Genomic DNA, 18913 nt, shown 5'->3' with positions numbered 1-18913 from the left:
GCAACTTCTTAAGTTTGGTTAACGCGTTGTTTACCACGTTGGGGGAAATGTGGGCACGTCGGCTACCCGTGTTTATCCTGTATCGAATTTTTCACGGTTTTTCGGAGCGCGGGTGAGAACCCGGGAAGCTCGTCTTCCGCCGCGGCATAGCCGCAGGTCGCCTTCGTTCCGGCAGGGACTTTGGGGAACTGGCCACGAGCCAGCCATTCTGAAAGACGGACGCACCTATGAACAGCAAGCGGTCCTATCTCGATACACTCAACGCCGGCAGGCAGCGCAGGCCGCAGACCACGCTCGAGCAGTTGAACCAGTCGCTGGAGACGCTGGAGCAGCGGCTTGAGCGGACGCGCGAGGATCCGATGGCACGTCCCGATCTCCGCCAACCCGATCCTCGCCAATATGGCGCCGATGCGCGCTATCCCGCCGCCCGACCCACTGGCCAGCAGCGCTGGTATGAGGATCCGCAGCCGGCGCCGCGCCCGAAAAGCCCGATGCAAGGAGCCACCGCTTACCAGGCCATTGCCCGCGACATCGATCGCGTGCGCGGCCAGGAGGACGGCGTGGCTATGGTCGGCAAGATCGCCGGCGAGTTGCGCGGCATGCGCGAGGAATTGCGCCACCAGATGACATCAGGGCTGCAGCGCGAATTCGAAGCGCTGCGCAAGGACATCGAGCGGGCTTTCCAGTCGGGCGCCAGGCCCGGTGCTTCGGCCAAGGGCAGCGCAGAGCTCGGCCTTGAATTCGAACGGCTTTCCGGCGCCATCCAGACGCTGGCCGAGAAGAGCGACGACAGAAGCGTCAACATGCTGCGACTCGAGCTCGAACAGGTCAAAGCCGCGCTCGAGACGCTGGCGCGCGAAGAGAGCGTGCAGAAGGTCGACCGTCGCTGGGACGATTTCGATCGCCGCTGGACGGCTTTCGAGGACCGCGTCGACGCCGACCAGCGCAAGCGCTCGGACGACCCGGGCCTTTCAATGCTGACCGACCGGCTGGAGCAGATCAGCAATGCCGTCAACAACCTGCCGGAATCGCTGTCGCTGCGCTCGCTCGAGGAAAAGGTGCGCACGCTCGCCGGCGCCGTCGACCATTTCGCCAGCCAGCAGGACAATCGCGGCAGCGACACGCTTGGCATGATCGACGAGCGGCTGGACGAGATTTCCCGCGCCATCGTTGCATCGACGGTCGCGGCGCAAGCCAATTCATTCGACCACGAGGCTTTCGAGCGCATCGAGAGGCGGATCGACTCGCTTGCCAGCCAGATCGAGGAAGTGGCGCAGGATCGTCCCGGCAACGCGGTCATGGACCGGCTGGGTACGCTGTCGAGCCGGGTCGACGAGCTCGCCGGCCGCGCCAACCTGCCCGAGCAGGCGATGGAGCGCCTGGCCAAGCAGATCGCGCTCATTGCCGACAAGATCGACCAGGCACCCGCCATGCCCGACGCCGACTACATCTTCCACGGGCTGGAGCAACGCTTCGACGTGCTGTCGGGCATGATGGAGCGCCGCCAGGGTGACGCCATCGAACAGGGCAACATGCTGTTCCGCGATCTCGAACGCCGGCTGGACGAGGTTGCCGACAGGCTCGACCAGCGCATGCCGCAGGTCGACAGCGCCGGCATCATGGAAGCCATCGATGCCCGCTTCACCGCGCTGGCCAAGCGCATGGAAACGCGTGTTCCCGATCCCGCGGGCGAAGCAGCGATCCGCGGCCTGGAAAGCCGGCTCGAAGACATTTCAAGCCGGCTGGACGCATCGGCCGCGCAGGTGGCCGGCATCGATCCTGCGCTGATCCGCAGTCTGGAGGCGCAGGTCGCCGGCCTGTCCGCACATCTTTCCAAGCCCAGCACGCCGCTGCCGGAATTCGAGGACATCAGCCCGCGTCTCAACGAAATTGAAAAGTCGCTGGCTGGAACCCGCGATTCCATCCTTGGCGCGGCGCGCGAAGCGGCCGAGAACGCGGTGCAATCGCTGGCTGGTTCGAGCGCCAATACGACCGCCGTTTCCGGCCTCGCCCAGGATTTGAAGACGCTTGAAACGCTGACGCGGCGCTCCGACGAGCGCAATTCGAGAACATTCGAGGCCATCCACGACACGTTGCTCAAGATCGTCGACCGGCTGGGTTCGCTCGAACCCGGCGAGCCGGTCGAGGCGATGAGCGAACTGCTGGATGCGGCACCGGTCGAGCCGAGCAACTGGCGCGGTGCACGGCGACCCAAGATGGCCGTCGACGCGCCGTCGATGGATATCGATCAGCCTCTGCCATTGACTGGGGACATGGCCGATCTCGATGGCCGCGCCGCCGCCATCCTGCGCAATGAGCCGGGCGCTCGTAGCGACCTAAGTGCACGTAGCGACATGGGTCTGCGTAGCGACTTGGGTATGGGGACGCGCACGCCAGCCGAAGCCGCAGCGGCTGCGGCCATGGCTGCTCTCGGCTCCGACACGATTGTCGAGAAGAACGAACAGGCGGGCGGCCGCAGATCGATGTTCGGCGGGCTGGCCCGCGCCTTCAAGGGCAAGAAGGAGGCGGACATTCCGCCACTGGCCGGCTCGGCGCCGAGTGCCCCAATACCGAGCGTCGATCTCGACGAGCCGCTCGATCCGAAAATGGCCAACCGGCCGCTGGAGCCCGGCTCCGGCGCACCTGACCTTAATGCCATCATGAAACGCGTGCGTGACGAGCGCGGCCAGCCGGCCAAGCCCAGCGACACCGATGCCGCGAAATCGGATTTCATCGCAGCGGCCCGGCGCGCGGCGCAGGCTGCGGCCGCCGAGGCCGATGCACTGAAGCGCCAGTCGACGGTGACCGGACCGGTGAAGGCGCTACGGATCGGCGACCTGCTCAAGGCACGGCGCAAGCCGATCCTGATGGGGACGACCGCGATCTTGCTGGCGCTGGGCGCCTTGCAACTGGGCAAGGCCTTTTTCGCCGATCCCGCACAGATGGCGAGCAACGACGTCGCGCCGATCGTCGCCTCGCAGCCGGTGAAAACCGCCTCATTCGACGCCGCTGGCCAGCCAAAGACAGACATCCAGCTTCCGGCGGCAGAAAGCGCGCCGGACCGTGTCGTCAGACAGGCCGAACCGTCCGACCCGCTGACCAAGGACGATATGGCATCGCAAACCCCGATGGCCACGCCGCCAGCCGCCGAGCTGTCGATGGATGCCGCGCCGCCAGCCCAGCCGGCTCCTGCACCGCTCGCTTCGGCTGCGCCCGCCGATGCGAACGCGGCGGCGTCCGGCACCACAGCCTCTGCTGTGCCTGCCCCGGCTGCTGCGGCCTCCGCTGAAGCAACAGATGCCGACACCCAGCCGATGGCGGTTCAGCCGACCGCCGCCAAGGACACCACGGGCGCGGTTGCGCCAGCGGACGCTTCGCCGGCGGCGGCGACGGCAAAGTTCGACATTCCCGCTGACGCCGGCCCGGTCGCCTTGCGCGATGCCGCCGCCGGCGGCGATGCCAAGGCGCTGTTCGAGATCGGCTCGCGCTATGCCGAGTCGCGCGGCGTCAAGGAAGACATGGCGGCAGCGGCCAAATGGTACGAGAAGTCGGCGGAACTCGGCTTCGCGCCGGCCGAATACCGCATCGGCAATTTCTACGAAAAGGGCATCGGCGTCGCACGCGACATCAAGAAGGCGAAGACCTGGTACCAACTTTCCGCGGCGCAGGGCAACGCCAGCGGCATGCACAATCTGGCCGTGCTGTTCGCCATGGCCGCTGACGGCGTGACCGACAATGAATCGGCCGCGCACTGGTTCCAGGCGGCGGCCGACGTCGGCGTCAAGGACAGCCAGTTCAATCTCGGCATCCTCGCCGCCAAGGGCGTCGGCATGAAGCAGAACCTCGAAGAGTCCTACAAATGGTTCGCGCTCGTCGCCAAGACCGGCGACAAGGATGCCGCAGCCAAGCGCGACGAGATCGCCAATGCGCTGCGGCCCGAGCAGCTCGAACGCGCCCGCGCCGCGGCCGAACTGTGGAAGGCCAAGCCGCTGGATGCGGCAGCCAATTCGGCCGACATTCCCGAATCCTGGCAGGACGGCGCACCGCAGACGACCGCCAGCATCGACATGAAGAAGGCCGTCGAGAACATCCAGCGCATTCTCAACAAGAACGGCTACGACGCCGGCGGCGCCGACGGCAAGATGGGCCAGAAGACGAAGACCGCGATCATGGCTTTCCAGACCGACAACAAGATGGCGGCGACCGGTGAAGTCGATGAAAAACTGGTCAAGGCGCTGCTGGCGCGCAAATAACGGCAGAGGCGTCGCTTCCACGACGCCCTTGCCACACATTTGCCTGTTAACTGATTGAGATGTTTTTTGTTTCGGCGGCGTAGCGCGGTTTGACTTCGCAGCACCTCCGGCGCAAGAACGAATTGGCTTGTCGGGCCAAAATGCCCGCAACGGTTGCATTCGCCGACAGGCAGAACTGATCGAGACTGACGGGTGGGCATCTATCTCCCGATCGCGGAAATTTCCGTCAATATCTTCGTCCTGCTGGCCATGGGCGCGGCGGTGGGTTTCCTGTCGGGCATGTTCGGTGTCGGCGGCGGCTTCCTCATCACGCCGCTCTTGATCTTCTACAACATACCCCCGGCGATCGCGGTCGCCACCGGCGCCAACCAGGTCATCGCCTCCTCCGTCTCCGGCGTCCTTTCGCACATGAAGCGAGGGACGCTCGACTTCAAGCTCGGTGGGGTGTTGCTGGCCGGCGGCATTGTCGGTTCCACCGGCGGCATCTACGTCTTCGCCTTCCTGCGCCGCCTCGGCCAGCTCGACCTCTTCATCTCGCTGCTCTACGTCGTGCTGCTCGGCACGGTCGGCGGACTGATGCTGGTCGAAAGCGTCAATGCGCTGCGCGCCACGCGCAGCGGTGCGGCGCCGGTGCTGAAGAAATCCGGCCAGCACAACTGGATCCACCGCTTGCCGCTGAAGATGCGCTTCAGGGCCTCGAAACTGTTCGTCAGCGTCATCCCGGTGCTCGGCCTTGGCGCCGGCATCGGCTTCCTGTCGTCGATCATGGGTGTCGGCGGCGGCTTCATCATGGTGCCGGCGCTGATCTATCTGCTGAAAGTGCCGACCAATGTCGTTATCGGCACCTCGCTGTTCCAGATCATCTTCACCTCCGCCTACACGACACTGGTCCACGCCACCACCAACCAGACGGTCGACGTCGTGCTGGCCTTCCTGCTGATGGCGGGCGGCGTGGCCGGCGCGCAATATGGCGCCAAGGCCGGTCAGAGGCTGCGCGGCGAGCAGCTCAGGGCCTTGCTGGCGCTGCTGGTGCTGGCGGTGGCGATACGATTGGCCATCGATCTTTTCGTCACTCCGCCCAATCTCTATTCGCTGTCCGCCGTGGGCCTCAACTGATGAGGGCTCCGAACGCGTTCGCAACCGCCATTGTCCTGTCATTGCTTGCGGCCGCGGTATCAGCGAAGGCACAGGTCCCATTGACGGAAGGCATCCAGATCGGGCTCTCCACCGACAATGTCTCGATCACCGCCGGCTTTTCCGGCGCCGACCTGACCATCTTCGGTTCGCTGGAAAATCCCGATCCACTCGTCGCTCGCCAGGGCCGCTACGATGTCATCGTCGTGCTCGAAGGCCCGCCCAAACCGGTGGTGGTGCGCCGCAAGGACAGGGTGCTTGGCGTCTGGGTCAATCTGGACTCCGAGACCTTCGAGAACGTGCCGATGTCCTATTCGGTGGCGACGACGCGGCCGCTGCAGGACATCACCGAACCCAACAGCTACAAGCAGCTGTCGCTTGGCGCCTCCAACCTCTACATGCAGCCCGCCGATGCCGGCGACAGCCCGGCGACGATCGAGGAATTCACCGCGGCGTTGCGGGAGCGCAAGTCGGCGACCGGCCTCTACAGCGAGAATGTCGGCGGCGTGCAATTCCTGTCGCAGAACCTGTTCCGCGCCACCGTCAGGCTGGCGCCGAATGTCCCGGTCGGCACCCACAAGGCACGCGCCTTCCTGTTCAAGAGCGGCCTGTTCATCAAGGAAAGCTCAGCCCAGCTCGAAATCCGCAAATCCGGTTTCGAACAGTCGATCTTCCGTGTCGCCCATAATTATTCCTTCCTCTATGGCGTCTTTGCGATATCGCTGGCCATGCTGACAGGCTGGCTCGGAAGGCTGATCTTCCGGCGAGACTAGAACTTTTCCCGAAAAGTGGTTTCCCTTTGCGGGAGCATGCGGTAGACCGCGCTCCCCAGCCAACTTGCAGACACAAACAATTCGGTTCGGCAGAGCAGCCCGTCCCCGGGCAGCGCGCGATTTCTCATGGCGCCTGTCGGCTCGCCGTCGACAAATACAGGAACTTGTCATGCGACCAGCCTTCGGCGGTATCGACTTCGGTACTTCGAACTCCACCGTTGGCGTGGTCCGCAACGGGCAGCCGCGCCTTGTCGCGCTTGAAGACGGCCAAGTGACGCTGCCCAGTGCCGTGTTCTTCAACTTCGAGGACAACCGCACCTGTTTTGGCCGCCACGCCATCGCCAACTACACCGACAGCATCGAAGGCCGGCTGATGCGTTCGCTGAAGAGCGTGCTCGGCAGTTCGCTGGCTCACGAGAAGACCCGCATCAAGGCGCGCTCGATCGGCTTCATGGAGATCGTCGGCATGTTCCTCGGCCATCTCAAGAGGAGGCTGGAAGCAGATGTCGGCGATACGGTAGAGACCGTCGTGCTTGGCCGGCCGGTGCAATTCGTCGATGACGACGCCGAAGCCGACGCGAAGGCGCAAAGCGAACTCGAGAACGCCGCGCGCGCCCAGGGTTTCAAGCACATCGCTTTCCAGTTCGAGCCGATCGCGGCGGCGCTCGACTACGAGCAGAAAGTGACGCGCGAGGAACTGGCGCTGATCATCGACATGGGCGGCGGCACGTCGGATTTCTCGATCGTGCGCGTTTCACCGCAGCGCTCCCAGTCCCTCGACCGCAAGGACGACATCCTGGCCAGCCGGGGCGTCCATATCGGCGGCACGGATTTCGACCGGCTGCTGAGCATCGCCCATGTAATGCCGCAGCTCGGCTATTTGACGCCAACCAAGGACGGCAAGCGCAACCTGCCGGCAAGCTACTTCATCGACCTCGCGACATGGCAGCGCATCAACCTGGTCTACACCGCCAAGGCGATGACGCATCTGCGCCAGATCCGCTACGAGGCCGAGCGCGCCGACCTGGTCGACCGCTTCATCCACATCGTCGAACACCGCTATGGACACGCGCTGGCGGCACTTGTCGAAAAGGCCAAGATCGAGCTGACCGACAGCTCGTCCGCAGAGGTCGCGGTGAAGCTGCCCGGCGCGGAGTTCGGCGCCGAAATCACGCGCAGCGGGCTGGACGCCACGATTGCCAGGGATATCGAGCGGGTCACGGCAACGGTGGCGCAGACCATCCGGGACGCTGAGGTGAAGCCATCCGACATCACTGCGGTGTTCCTGACCGGCGGATCGACCGCGATCCCGCTGGCAAGGCGAGAAATCCTGTCGCTGGTGCCGCACGCATCCGTCATTGAAGGCGATATGTTCGGGTCGGTCGGACTTGGCCTGGCGCTGGATGCGCAACGCAAGTTCGGCTGACGCTGCCCGCTCACGGGCGAGCGGGCGCCATTTCGTCGGCGCCGGCGCCGAGATGCGCCTTGAGCGCCATCTGGGCCAGGCTTGCCTGGCGATCGCGATGGGTGATCATGGCGAAGTCGCGTTTCGGCAATTCGAGCGGCACGGACCTGAGACTGCCTTCGGCCACGGCGCGGGCCACGACAAGCTCCGAAATGATGGTAGCTCCGGCTCCCGCCTCGACCGCCTGGCGGATAGCCTCGTTGCTCGGCAGCACCAGGAATATCTGCAAGTCGGCGAGTGAAATTCCTTCGCGGCGGGCCAGGTCCTCCAGCACTTCGCGGGTGCCCGAACCGCCCTCGCGGATGATCCAGCGCAGGTCCTTGATGTCGGAGTGGCCGGGCGCGACTTCGGCGATCTCCGGATGCGTGCTGGCAACCACCAGCATCAGCCTGTCGACGTCGACCTTGGTGCGGCGCAGGATGTCGGACTCGGTGCGCCCCTCGACCAGGCCGAGATCCGCCGCGCCATCGAGGACATTGGCCTCCACCTGCCTGGTGTTGCCGATGCTGACGCTCAGCCTGACGGCGGGATAGGCTTCGTGGAAGGAAGCCAGCCGGCGTGGCAGCCAGTAGCTGGCGATGGTCTGGCTGGCGGCGATCGAGAGGCTGCCGGCGACCGTCTGCGAGACATGTTCCAGCACATTGCGGGCGGCGGCGGCCCGTTCGAGCACGGCCTTGGCCTCGGGCAGGAACCGGTGTCCGGTCTGGGCAAGCTCGATGTTGCGGCCGACCCGGTTGAACAGATGCACGCCGTGCTGTTCTTCAAGCGCTCGGATGGCGGCCGATGCGGCCGACTGCGAAATGCCCAGCAGTTCCGCCGCCTTGGTCATATGGCCGCGCTCCGCGACGGCGACGAAAATCCGCAACTGATCCAGTGTCATGTCTGTATTAAGAACCAATATCGATCGAATTTACAAGAACAACTGATTAGACGGATCGATAGCTTCATTCTAAGTTTTCGAGCGAAGTTAGAAAAAATTCGCCAAGAGATCGCAGAGAGCAGAATGATCGGGCGGTTCAGATCCCTGCTTGCGCATTGGAGCCGCGGCATAAGGCGGCGGCTGGCTGGCGATCGCTATCATCCGGAAGAGCATTACATGCGCGGCCCCGGACCGAAGACGCGAGCCAAATCCGCCGGCCGCACGGGCACCCCTGGATCATGATGCAGGGACCGCCGCGCGGCGCGAATTCAGCACCATCGCAACGCCCGCTTGCCGACACGCGCGCACCGGATGAAGGCGACGGCGTCGACACCTCGCCTGACGTTTCCGACAGCATCGCCAAGACGACCTGCTACATGTGCGCCTGCCGCTGCGGCATCGACGTGCACATCAAGGATGGCAAGGTCCGCTACATCAACGGCAACAAGGACCACCCGGTCAATCGTGGCGTGATCTGCGGCAAGGGCAGCTCCGGCATCATGCAGCATTACAGTCCGGCAAGGCTGAAGAAGCCGCTGCTACGGACCGGTCCGCGCGGCTCGGGCGAGTTCTGCGAGATCGAGTGGGAAGAGGCGTTCTCGATCGCCACCGAACGGCTGTCGAACATCCGCCGGACCGCCCCCAAAAAACTCGCTTTCTTCACCGGCCGCGACCAGTCGCAGTCGCTCACCGGCTGGTGGGCGAGCCAGTTCGGCACGCCAAATTTCGCCGCCCATGGCGGCTTCTGTTCGGTCAATATGGCGGCCGGAGGCCTCTACACGATCGGCGGTTCGTTCTGGGAGTTCGGTGAACCCGACTGGGACAACACCCGATATTTCATGCTGTTCGGCGTCGCCGAGGACCATGATTCCAACCCGATCAAGATCGGCCTCGGCAAACTCAAGGCGCGCGGCGCCAAGGTCGTCTCGATCAACCCGTGCCGCACCGGCTACAATGCCATTGCCGACGACTGGATCGGCATCCGGCCCGGCACCGACGGCTTGTTCGTGTTCGCCCTCATCCACGAATTGCTGAAGGCGGGCCGCGTCGATCTCGATTATCTGCTGCGCTACACCAATGCCCATGTCCTCGTCGTGCAGGAGCCCGGCGCCACCGATGACGGGTTGTTCATGCGCGATGCCGACGGCAATCCGCTGGCCTGGGACAGGGTAGCGAAGACACCGGTCTGCGCCGCCGATGCCAGTGCAAAACCGGCACTGACCGGCAGCTTCACGATCGGCGGGCGCCACTGCGTTCCGGTGTTCCAGTTGATCGCCGACCGCTACCTCGATGAGAGCTATGCGCCGGACGCGGTCGCCGAGCGCTGCGGCATTGCCGCCGACACGATCCGCAGGATCGCCGCCGAACTCGCCCATGTCGCCTTCGAACAGACGATCGAATTGCCGATCGCCTGGACCGACTGGGCCGGGCGCCGCCACGAGACGATCAAGGGGCGGCCTGTCTCGATGCACGCCATGCGCGGCATCTCGGCCCACTCGAACGGTTTTCACACCTGCCGCGCCATCCATTTGCTTCAAGTGCTCTTAGGCACCGTGGATGTCCCCGGCGGTTTCCGTTTCAAGCCGCCCTACCCTCGCTCCGCGCCGCCAGGGCCGAAACCGGCGGGCAAGACCGTCAAGCCGATGACGCCGCTCGACGGCATGCCGCTGGGCTTCGTCTGCGGGCCGGACGATTTGCTGGTCGATGAGGTCGGTACGCCGACCCGTATCGACAAGGCCTATTCCTGGGACGCGCCGCTGGCCGCGCACGGCCTGATGCACACCGTCATCCGCAACGCCTGGGCCGGCGATCCCTACAGGATCGACACGCTGATGATGTACATGTCGAACATGGCCTGGAATTCCTCGATGAACACCGTCGAGACCATTGCCATGCTGACCGACCACGACGAAGCGGGCAACTACAAGATCCCCTTCATCATCTATTCCGATGCCTATTATTCCGAGACCGTGCCGTTCGCCGACCTCGTGCTGCCGGACACGACCTATCTCGAGCGCCACGACTGCATCAGCCTGCTCGACCGGCCGATCAGCCATGCCGACGGACCCGGCGACGCCATCCGCCATCCCGTCGTCGAGCCCGACCGCGATGTCCGCCCGTTCCAGTCGGTGCTGATCGAACTCGGCGCCCGGCTTGGCCTGCCCGGTTTCGTCGATGACGACGGCGCCGCCAAGTATCGCAACTACGCTGACTACATCGTCAACCATGAGCGCACGCCCGGTATCGGCCCGCTCGCCGGCTGGCGCGGCAAGGACGGCGCCGCGATCGGCAAGGGCGAGGTCAATCCGGACCAGTTGCAGCGCTACATCGACAATGGCGGCTTCTGGCACCACGATTTCGCTAACGACCAGCGCTACTACAAGATGGCCAACCGCTCCTATCTCGATTTCGCGGTGCAGATGGGCTTCATCCCCAAGGCGGAGCCGATCGTCTTCCAGCTCTATTCCGAGCCGCTGCAGCGCTTCCGCCTTGCCGCGCGTGGGCATGGCCCTGTCTTGCCACCAAAGGGCGATCGCCAGCGCATCGAGACCTACATGGACCCGCTGCCGTTCTGGTACATGCCCTTCGAGGAGGCGGTCGTCGACCTCGAAAAATATCCGCTGCATGCGCTGACGCAGCGGCCCATGCACATGTACCATTCCTGGGGTTCGCAGAATGCGTGGCTGAGACAAATCACCAGCCAGAACCGGCTGTTCGTGCATCACCGGACAGCAGCAGATCTGAGCCTTGTCGATGACGACTGGGTGTGGATCGAAAGCATCAACGGCAGAGTGAAGGGGCAGATCAAGCTGATCGACGGGGTGAACGAAAGCACGGTCTGGACCTGGAACGCCATCGGCAAGCGGCGTGGCAGCTGGGGGCTGAAAGACGACGCGGCCGAATCCAACCGCGGCTTCCTGCTCAACCATATCATCGGCGACCAGACCTCGGCCGATGCTCAGGGCAAACGCTATTCGAATTCCGACCCTGTGACCGGACAGGCGGCGTGGTTCGATTTACGCGTGCGCATCGTCAAATGCGCAGCGGAAGAAGCCGGCTTCACAGAGCCGCAGTTCGAACGTTTCCAGCAGCCGCCGCATTTCGAAGCCTCGCCCGACAAGCTGACTTTCGGCGCCGAGTTCCGGCAGGCAAGAGAGGCGGCCGAATGACCTGTCTGCCAAGTCAAAGCGGCAAGAAACTCGGCCTCGTCATCGATCTCGACACCTGCGTCGGCTGCCAGGCCTGCGTCACCGCCTGCAAGGAATGGAACACTGGCGGCCACATGGCGCCGCTGACCGACATCGACCCCTATGGCGGCCATGTCGACGGCGTCTGGTTCAACCGCGTGCACAGCTACGAGCACACCACCGAGATGGGTGGGCGCACGGTGAACTTCCCGCGCTCCTGCCTGCATTGCGAGACGCCGGCTTGCGTTACCGTCTGCCCGACCGGCGCCTCCTACAAGCGGGCCTCGGACGGCATCGTGCTGATCGACGAGGACAAGTGCATCGGCTGCAAATTGTGCAGCTGGGCCTGCCCCTATGGCGCACGCGAATTCGATACCGATGTCGGGGTGATGAAGAAGTGCACGCTGTGCGTCGACCGCATCTACAATGACAATCTGGCCGAAGAAGACCGCGTGCCGGCCTGCGTCGCCGCTTGCCCGACCAGTGCCCGTCATTTCGGCGATCTCGGCGATCCTCAGTCGGCTGTCTCGCAACTGGTGGCGGAGCGTGGCGGCGTCGACCTGATGCCGGAGCTCGGCTATCGCCCGACCAACAAATACCTGCCGCCGCGCGCCCACACCACGCGCGCGGCATCGGTGGCAGCACCCGCACTCGAACCGGTGCGGGCCGAAGGTGGCTTTCTCGGCTGGGTCGACCGCATGCTTTCGAACTAGCCCATGCACCCAGCCTTCTCCGTCGTCTTCTTCACCACCGCTACCGGCGCCGGCTATGGGCTGCTGGCACTGCTGGGTGTGTTCGGAGGCTTCCAGATCATCCAGCCTGACTTCTGGCTGGGCCTCATCGGCATGGGCCTGGCGCTCGGCCTGATCGCGGCCGGGTTGTTGTCCTCAACGGGTCATCTCGGCCGCCCCGAACGCGCCTGGCGGGCGTTCTCGCAGTGGCGCAGTTCCTGGCTGTCGCGCGAAGGCGTTGCCTCGGTCCTCACCTTCATTCCGGCGGGACTGTTCGGCATCGGTTGGATATTCTTCGGCAAGACCGATGGCTGGGTCGGCATCGCAGGATTGCTCGCGGCCTGTGGTGCGGCCGTAACCGTCTGCACGACCGGCATGATCTACGCGTCGCTGAAGCCGATCGCCCAGTGGCACAGCCGTTTCACCTTGCCGGGCTATCTCATCTTTTCGGCGATGACCGGCAGCGTGTTGCTGAACGCGCTGCTGCAGGGGTTTGCGCTTGGTTCGAAAATCATTCTGGCGGCTTGTGTGCTGCTGACCTTGCTCGGCTGGGGCTGGAAACTGGCAACCTGGCGCTACAACGACCGGCTGGAAATCCCGACCACCGCCAACACTGCGACGGGTTTGGCCGGCGGCACGGTGCGGTCGCTGGAATGGCCGCACACCGAGGAAAACTATCTGCTCAAGGAAATGGGCTTTCGCATCGCGCGCAAGCACAGCGCGCGGCTACGCCAGATCACGCAGCTCCTGGCCTTCGCGCTGCCCGGCCTGCTGCTCGCCGTAACAGTTGCCCTGCCCTGGCCCTTCGCAGCAGCACTGTCACTGCTTGCCGCGATCGTGCAGTTCGCCGGTATGCTGGTCGAACGCTGGCTGTTCTTCGCCGAAGCCAAGCACACTGTCACGCTCTACTACGGCAGATAGGGCGTTTCAGCCGGGCCTGAGCATCGAGCGCGAGATGGCGAAGATACGGTCCGTGCCGAGCATGTAAGCCATCAAAGTGTCCAGCCGGAACAGCCCTGCATAGGCGCGGTCGAGCACGTTGAGCGAGCCGGTATAGGCGCCGAAGGCCGGCATGATCATGCGGCCGCCGTCGCCGGCAAAGCAGCGCCGCCGCACCGAGCGGCCACGCTGGACGATGCGAGCGCAAGGATGCAGATGGCCCGCTATTTCACCTTCGACGCGCTGCTTCGATGGCTCATGTCGGAACAGCAGCGAGCCGATAGCCAGTTCGCGCACCGTTTCGCCAGGCAGGTCGGCGGGCGCATCCGGATCGTGATTGCCGGCGACCCAGAACCAGTCGCGTCCTGATATCAGCGCTTCCAGCCGCTCGCGAAAACTTGCATGCATGCGTTCGGCGCCGCCGCCATCATGAAAACTGTCGCCTAGGCTGATGACGATCGATGGCTGGTAGTCTGATATCACCGCCTGCAGTCTCAGCAAGGTCGCACCGGTGTCGTAAGGCGGGATCAGCGCGCCGCGCCGTGCCAGCGACGAACCCTTTTCCAGATGCAGGTCGGAAACGGCCAGAAGCCGCAGATCCGGAAAATAGAGCACGCCGCGCGGGTCGCAGACGGCGCGCTCGCCGGCGATGCCGACAAGGTCGGCCTCGGCGATCAGCGATGCGCGCGCCAGCGAAAAATTCATCAGGAAATCCGACTCATCTTTGGCCCATGGCCTCCTCGACCAGATCGGCGGCTTCCATGAGCAAGGACTCATTGGCGCCGCCATTGACCGATTCCTTGCCGATCTCCAGCATGATCGGCACCGCCAGCGGCGATATCTGCTCAAGATGCTTATGCATGATTCGACCACGCACACGCGAGAGCATCTCGGCAAGTCTGCTGACATCGAGCAGTCCGGCCGCCGCATCGGTGCGTGTTGCCTGCAGCAGGATATGATCCGGTTCGTGGCTACGCAGCACGTCATAGATGAGGTCGGCCGACACCGTCACCTGGCGGCCGCTCTTCTCCTGACCCGGATAACGTTTCTCGATCAGCCCGGCGATGACCGCACAGGTGCGAAACGTCCGTTTCAGCATCCAGCTGTCGTTCAGCCAGGCCTCGAGATCGTCGCCCAGCATATCTTCGTCGAACAAGGCGGCCAATGACGGCTTCTTCGCCTTGAACAGGGCGGCCATGTCGTCGAGAGCCCACACAGCCAACGAATAATCGGTGGCGACGAAGCCGAGCGGCCGGGCGTTCGCCCGCTCCAACCGCCGCGTCAACAGCATGCCGAGCGTCTGGTGCGCCAGCCTGCCCTCGAAGGGATAGGCGACCATGTAGTGGCGGTTGCCGCGTGGAAAGGTCTCGACCAGAAGGTCGCCGCGCTTCGGCAGCACCGACCTTTCTTTCTGCAGCCGCAGCCAGTCGGCGACCTGTTCGGGCAGAGCCTGCCAGCGGTCGCTGTCGGCCAGCATGCCGCGCACCTGATCGGCCAGATAGGTCGACAAAGGAAACTTGCCGCCGGCATAGGACGGCACGATGATGTTGGCGCCGGCGCCGTTGGAGACGACGCATTCGTTCTCGCGGATGCCCTCGAAGCGCAGCACCTTGCCGGCGAACAGGAAATTGTCGCCGGGCCGCAGCGTCTCGGCGAAATACTCCTCGACCTTGCCCAGCACCGGCCCGCCGCGGCCAGTCATGCCACGGCCCTGCCTGACATAGCGGACGTTGAGCTCCGGCATTTCGACGATGGTGCCGACATTCAGCCGGTATTGCTGCGCGATGCGCGGATGCGAGACCCGCCACAGCCCGTCGACCGTCTTTCGAATGCGGGCATAGCGCTCGTAATTCTTCAGCGCGTAGCCGCCGGTGGCGACGAAATCGACGACGCGGTCGAAGGTCTCACGCGCCAGCCCGGCGTAGGGCGCGGCACCGCGCACCTCTTCGAACAGCAGATCTGCATCGAAGGGCGCACCGCAGGCGACGCCCAGCACATGCTGCGACAGTACGTCGAGCGCGCCGGTGATCAGCGGCGGCGTGTCCTGTGCGCCGAGATAATTGGCATCGAGGGCGGCCCGGCATTCCAGCACCTCGAAGCGATTGGCCGGAATGAGGATCGCCTTGGACGGCTCGTCCATGCGGTGGTTGGCGCGGCCGATGCGCTGCGCCAGCCGGCTCGCGCCCTTCGGCGCACCAACATGCACGACCAGGTCGACATCGCCCCAGTCGATGCCGAGGTCGAGCGTCGAGGTGGCGACGATGGCGCGCAGCGCATTCTCGCCCATCGCCTTCTCCACGCGCCGGCGCTGACCGACATCGAGCGAGCCGTGATGCAGGGCAATCGGTAGCGAGTCCTCATTTGCCCGCCACAATTCCTGGAACAGGAGCTCCGCTTGGCTGCGTGTATTGACGAACAGGATCGTCGTGCGGTGCCGCTTGATCGCCTCATAGATTTCGGGGATGGCGTAGCGGGCCGAATGGCCGGACCACGGCACATGCTGTTCCGAGTCGAGGATGGAGATGTTGGGCTTGGCCCCGCCCGCAACAGTGATCAGGCCGGCCATGGCGCCCGGCGGATTCTGCCCGACCAGCCAGCGCCGCAACTCGTCGGGCTCGGCAACGGTCGCCGACAAGCCTATCGTCTGCAGGCCAGGCACATAGCTGCGCAACCGCGCCAGACCGAGCGCCAGCAAATGCCCGCGCTTCGACGTCACCAGCGAGTGCAACTCGTCGAGCACGACATAGCGCAGATCCTCGAAGAAACGCCTGGCATCGGGCGCCGCGATCAGCAGCGCCAGCTGCTCGGGCGTGGTCAACAGGATGTCGGGCGGCACCAGCTTCTGGCGCTGGCGCTTGTGGGCGGGGGTGTCGCCGGTGCGCGTCTCGATGGTGACCGGCAGGCCGATCTCCTCCACCGGCTTGCCGAGATTGCGCTCGATATCGACGGCAAGCGCCTTCAGCGGCGAGATGTAGAGCGTGTGGATGCCGCGATGCGCCTGGCCTGGCTTTCGCCTTGGTCGGTTGGCCAGTTCGGTCAGCGAGGGCAGGAAGCCGGCCAGCGTCTTGCCGGCGCCGGTCGGCGCGATCAGCAGGACCGACTGTCCGGCCTGGGCTTTCGCCAGAAGTTCGATCTGATGGGCGCGCGGCGACCAGCCTTTCTCGCCAAACCATCGGATGAATGGTTCGGGCAGGGCCACGGTGGCATTCTGTTCGGCAAGGCGCGGCTGTTCTGTCACCCGCCAGAGGTAGCGCGACGACGGGCAATCGCCAAGAAGAATCGGAACAAAAGGTGATCGAGGCCTTTGTTCCGGTGCATGTCGTACCGGTACCTACTTGGGGTGACAGGCATTCGCGTGTTCGCTCCACAGGCTTCGCCAAGCTGACACATCCGTAATCGACGAAAGATTCTGATTTTCTTACGTCAATGGGCGCACTTCGTATTGGTCTTGCGACCTTACCGGCCTAGCGTAGGATTTTGCCGCCTGCCGCAAACGACCCCGTCTTGCACCCTCAACAACCGAAACTTTAGAAATGACCGCCTCGCCTCCCTTTCTCGGCTTTCCCGACCGCCTCGCCGATAGCCGGGTGCCCCGTGCGGTGATCTTCGGAGCCGGTCACGGCAGCACCTATCCCGGCAAGGACAGCAGCGGCCATGCCTTGGCCGCCGACGCCATCCGCGCTGCGAGCCAGGATGATGCCGCGCTCATCGAGCACTGGGATTTCGATCTCGGCGGCCCGTTGTTCGACGGCAAGCCGGTCTCTTGCATCGACGCCGGCGATGTCCCAACCACGATGCATGATAATGCCGGCAACCGGGCTCGGATCGAAGCGAAAATGCGCGAAATCCTGGCGCTGCCGTCTGTGCCGATCCTGATCGGCGGCGACTGTTCCATGACCATTCCCTTCCTCACCGGTTTTACGGATCACGGGCCGGTCTGGGTCCTGCAGATCGACGCCCATATCGACTGGCGCGACGAGGTGTATGGCGAACGCCACGGCTATTCGAGCCCGATGCGCCGGGCGAGCGAGATGCCGCATGTCGCCGGCATGGTGCAGGTCGGCCTGCGCAGCGTCGGCAGCGCGGGCATCACCGACATCGAAGCGGCACGGCGCTATGGCAGCCGCTTCGTGACCGCCCGCGAGGTCCACGCCCAGGGCGTCGAAGCCGCACTCCGGCATATTCCGGAAGGCGCGCGGGTCGTAGTCACCCTTGACTGCGACAGCCTCGATCCAAGCATCATGCCGGGCGTAGCGGCGCGTACACCCGGCGGCCTCATCTACACGCAGGTGATCGACCTGGTGGCGGGTCTCGGCAGGCGGGTCAGGATTGCGGGGTTCGACCTGGTCGAGTTTTATCCCCCCGCCGACATTGACGGCCTGTCGGCCCTGACCGCCGCGCGCATTCTCGTCAATGTGGTAGGCACCATCGTCCGGCAGGTTTGAAACCCGGCTTCCTCCCGTAGTCGCCAAACCCGTCGACCGGACATTGGACGGTACGGCCTTCAAAGGTAAGCGTTTGGCTCGGTCCTGATCTAAAGCGCGTCGCGTCGAAACGGATTCATGCGCCGCGCTTTAGGTCTTTGTTTTCATGCATGTCGTTGTCTCAAAACCGGGACCACTTTTGGGCGACATGCATTAGGGTCGCCGAAACCCGGTCGGGCCGCCATAGAGATAACCGATGCGGGCAACCGCATCCTTCAGCCCTTCGCGTGACACCAGCATGGTGTGGCCATTGGCATGGATCATGGTGTCGGCGTCGGTCATGACGGCGACATGGCCTTTCCAGAACACCAGATCGCCGCGCCGCAAGCCGGCGTAGTCCGGACCCGGATCCAGCGGCTCGCCGAGCGTCGCCGCTTGCATGTCGGAATCGCGCAGCACGTTGCTGCCAGCCATGCGCATCGCCAGTTGCACCAGGCCCGAACAGTCGATGCCGAAGCCGGAAGTACCACCCCAGAGATAAGGTGTTCCAAGAAACGTCTCGGCAACCGCGACATAGTCAGCGGCAGCTTTGCCGATTGACCGCAGGTGACCTGCGATCAACGCCTCGCCAGAGGACAGGACGGCATAGTGCGTGCCACGCGTCTCGGCGGCATCCGTCACCGTCACCGTCGATCCCATCGACAATTGTCCGGCGATCGGAAAGCGCAGATCCGGCCCGGGGTAGAGGAAGGTGCGCGGCACGCAGACGATGTGGGTGGGCGCAAGGTCCCGCCCGCCCAGCATCGTGTCGGCGACATAGCCGACATAGCCGTCGCGTTCGGCCTGGACCCACGCCCAGCCTTCAGCGACCTCGAAGACGAGGACATCATCGCCGAACAGAAGTTGCGTGTTGACCCCGGCATCCGGCCGCGGCGCCCTGCGCATATCGGCCACGGATGCGGTGATCCGCGCCGGTCGGCCGGCGACGAAGCGCTCGGCGGCAACCTCGCCCTTCAGCCGCGCATCGGCAAGGTCGGAACGGAAAGCGTGAAGACGGGCATCCCTGGCAGTCAAATCGGGTATCTCT

At 64.4% G+C, this 18913-nt stretch carries 12 protein-coding genes; 8 read left to right on the top strand and 4 right to left on the bottom strand.

The features are described from left to right. Window positions 1-227: 227 nt before the first annotated feature. The 4 genes from EJ076_RS08750 to EJ076_RS08735 all read left to right on the top strand — a co-directional run bounded on the left by EJ076_RS08750 (window position 228) and on the right by EJ076_RS08735 (window position 7586). Complete coding sequence (locus EJ076_RS08750; RefSeq protein ID WP_126067621.1) at window positions 228-4253, top strand: peptidoglycan-binding protein; 4026 nt, start codon at window positions 228-230, stop codon at window positions 4251-4253. Window positions 4254-4445: 192 nt separating this feature from the next. Continuing rightward, the gene (locus EJ076_RS08745) at window positions 4446-5369 is read left to right on the top strand and encodes a sulfite exporter TauE/SafE family protein (RefSeq protein ID WP_109666487.1); all 924 of its coding nucleotides are present in this window, start codon (window positions 4446-4448) and stop codon (window positions 5367-5369) included. Then, the gene (locus EJ076_RS08740) at window positions 5369-6160 is read left to right on the top strand and encodes a TIGR02186 family protein (RefSeq protein WP_109666485.1); all 792 of its coding nucleotides are present in this window, start codon (window positions 5369-5371) and stop codon (window positions 6158-6160) included. The genes EJ076_RS08745 and EJ076_RS08740 overlap by 1 nt, the downstream gene beginning before the upstream one ends. Before the next feature lie 169 nt (window positions 6161-6329). Beyond that, entirely contained in the window at window positions 6330-7586 is a 1257-nt protein-coding gene (locus EJ076_RS08735) for an Hsp70 family protein (protein ID WP_126067620.1), read from the top strand. Window positions 7587-7596: 10 nt separating this feature from the next. Here EJ076_RS08735 and EJ076_RS08730 read toward each other — a convergent pair whose 3' ends face one another. Further along, window positions 7597-8505 carry a LysR family transcriptional regulator gene (locus tag EJ076_RS08730; protein WP_126067619.1) on the bottom strand — a complete coding sequence of 303 codons (909 nt, stop codon included), beginning with the start codon at window positions 8503-8505 and terminating at the stop codon, window positions 7597-7599. Window positions 8506-8783: 278 nt separating this feature from the next. Between EJ076_RS08730 and EJ076_RS08725 the strand changes: the two genes are divergently transcribed. Genes EJ076_RS08725 through EJ076_RS08715 form a run of 3 tightly spaced genes read left to right on the top strand, consistent with a single transcriptional unit; the run spans window position 8784 to window position 13384 of the window. Beyond that, the gene (locus EJ076_RS08725) at window positions 8784-11714 is read left to right on the top strand and encodes a molybdopterin oxidoreductase family protein (RefSeq protein WP_164548573.1); all 2931 of its coding nucleotides are present in this window, start codon (window positions 8784-8786) and stop codon (window positions 11712-11714) included. After that, the gene (locus EJ076_RS08720; protein WP_056588391.1) at window positions 11711-12445 is read left to right on the top strand and encodes a 4Fe-4S dicluster domain-containing protein; all 735 of its coding nucleotides are present in this window, start codon (window positions 11711-11713) and stop codon (window positions 12443-12445) included. Before EJ076_RS08725 ends, EJ076_RS08720 begins: the two co-directional genes overlap by 4 nt. Window positions 12446-12448: 3 nt before the next feature. Next, complete coding sequence (locus tag EJ076_RS08715) at window positions 12449-13384, top strand: DmsC/YnfH family molybdoenzyme membrane anchor subunit (protein ID WP_126067618.1); 936 nt, start codon at window positions 12449-12451, stop codon at window positions 13382-13384. Window positions 13385-13390: 6 nt separating this feature from the next. Here EJ076_RS08715 and pdeM read toward each other — a convergent pair whose 3' ends face one another. After that, the gene (gene pdeM / locus EJ076_RS08710; protein ID WP_126067617.1) at window positions 13391-14107 is read right to left on the bottom strand and encodes a ligase-associated DNA damage response endonuclease PdeM; all 717 of its coding nucleotides are present in this window, start codon (window positions 14105-14107) and stop codon (window positions 13391-13393) included. Window positions 14108-14120: 13 nt separating this feature from the next. After that, entirely contained in the window at window positions 14121-16640 is a 2520-nt protein-coding gene (locus EJ076_RS08705; protein ID WP_126067616.1) for a ligase-associated DNA damage response DEXH box helicase, read from the bottom strand. Window positions 16641-16935: 295 nt separating this feature from the next. Between EJ076_RS08705 and EJ076_RS08700 the strand changes: the two genes are divergently transcribed. Beyond that, window positions 16936-17847, top strand: a complete 912-nt coding sequence (locus EJ076_RS08700; RefSeq protein WP_126067615.1) for an agmatinase — start codon at window positions 16936-16938, stop codon at window positions 17845-17847. Window positions 17848-18039: 192 nt separating this feature from the next. Here the strand turns inward: EJ076_RS08700 and EJ076_RS08695 are convergent, their stop codons facing one another. After that, window positions 18040-18900, bottom strand: a complete 861-nt coding sequence (locus tag EJ076_RS08695; RefSeq protein ID WP_126067614.1) for an NlpC/P60 family protein — start codon at window positions 18898-18900, stop codon at window positions 18040-18042. Between the last annotated feature and the right edge of the window lie 13 nt (window positions 18901-18913).

It is taken from the genome of Mesorhizobium sp. M7D.F.Ca.US.005.01.1.1 (assembly GCF_003952545.1).
Lineage (GTDB): Bacteria > Pseudomonadota > Alphaproteobacteria > Rhizobiales > Rhizobiaceae > Mesorhizobium > Mesorhizobium loti.
Note: the sequence above shows the minus strand (reverse complement) of the source record. Positions and strands in the feature narration are given on the sequence as shown.

Excerpts from the sequence above, each read along its gene's own strand:
- EJ076_RS08735 (WP_126067620.1), top strand. The coding sequence starts at position 6,330 with ATGCGACCAGCCTTCGGCGGTATCGACTTCGGTACTTCGAACTCCACC.
- EJ076_RS08730 (WP_126067619.1), bottom strand. The coding sequence starts at position 8,505 with ATGACACTGGATCAGTTGCGGATTTTCGTCGCCGTCGCGGAGCGCGGC.
- EJ076_RS08715 (WP_126067618.1), top strand. The coding sequence starts at position 12,449 with ATGCACCCAGCCTTCTCCGTCGTCTTCTTCACCACCGCTACCGGCGCC.
- EJ076_RS08720 (WP_056588391.1), top strand. The coding sequence starts at position 11,711 with ATGACCTGTCTGCCAAGTCAAAGCGGCAAGAAACTCGGCCTCGTCATC.
- EJ076_RS08725 (WP_164548573.1), top strand. The coding sequence starts at position 8,784 with ATGATGCAGGGACCGCCGCGCGGCGCGAATTCAGCACCATCGCAACGC.
- EJ076_RS08740 (WP_109666485.1), top strand. The coding sequence starts at position 5,369 with ATGAGGGCTCCGAACGCGTTCGCAACCGCCATTGTCCTGTCATTGCTT.
- pdeM (WP_126067617.1), bottom strand. The coding sequence starts at position 14,107 with ATGAATTTTTCGCTGGCGCGCGCATCGCTGATCGCCGAGGCCGACCTT.
- EJ076_RS08700 (WP_126067615.1), top strand. The coding sequence starts at position 16,936 with ATGACCGCCTCGCCTCCCTTTCTCGGCTTTCCCGACCGCCTCGCCGAT.
- EJ076_RS08750 (WP_126067621.1), top strand. The coding sequence starts at position 228 with ATGAACAGCAAGCGGTCCTATCTCGATACACTCAACGCCGGCAGGCAG.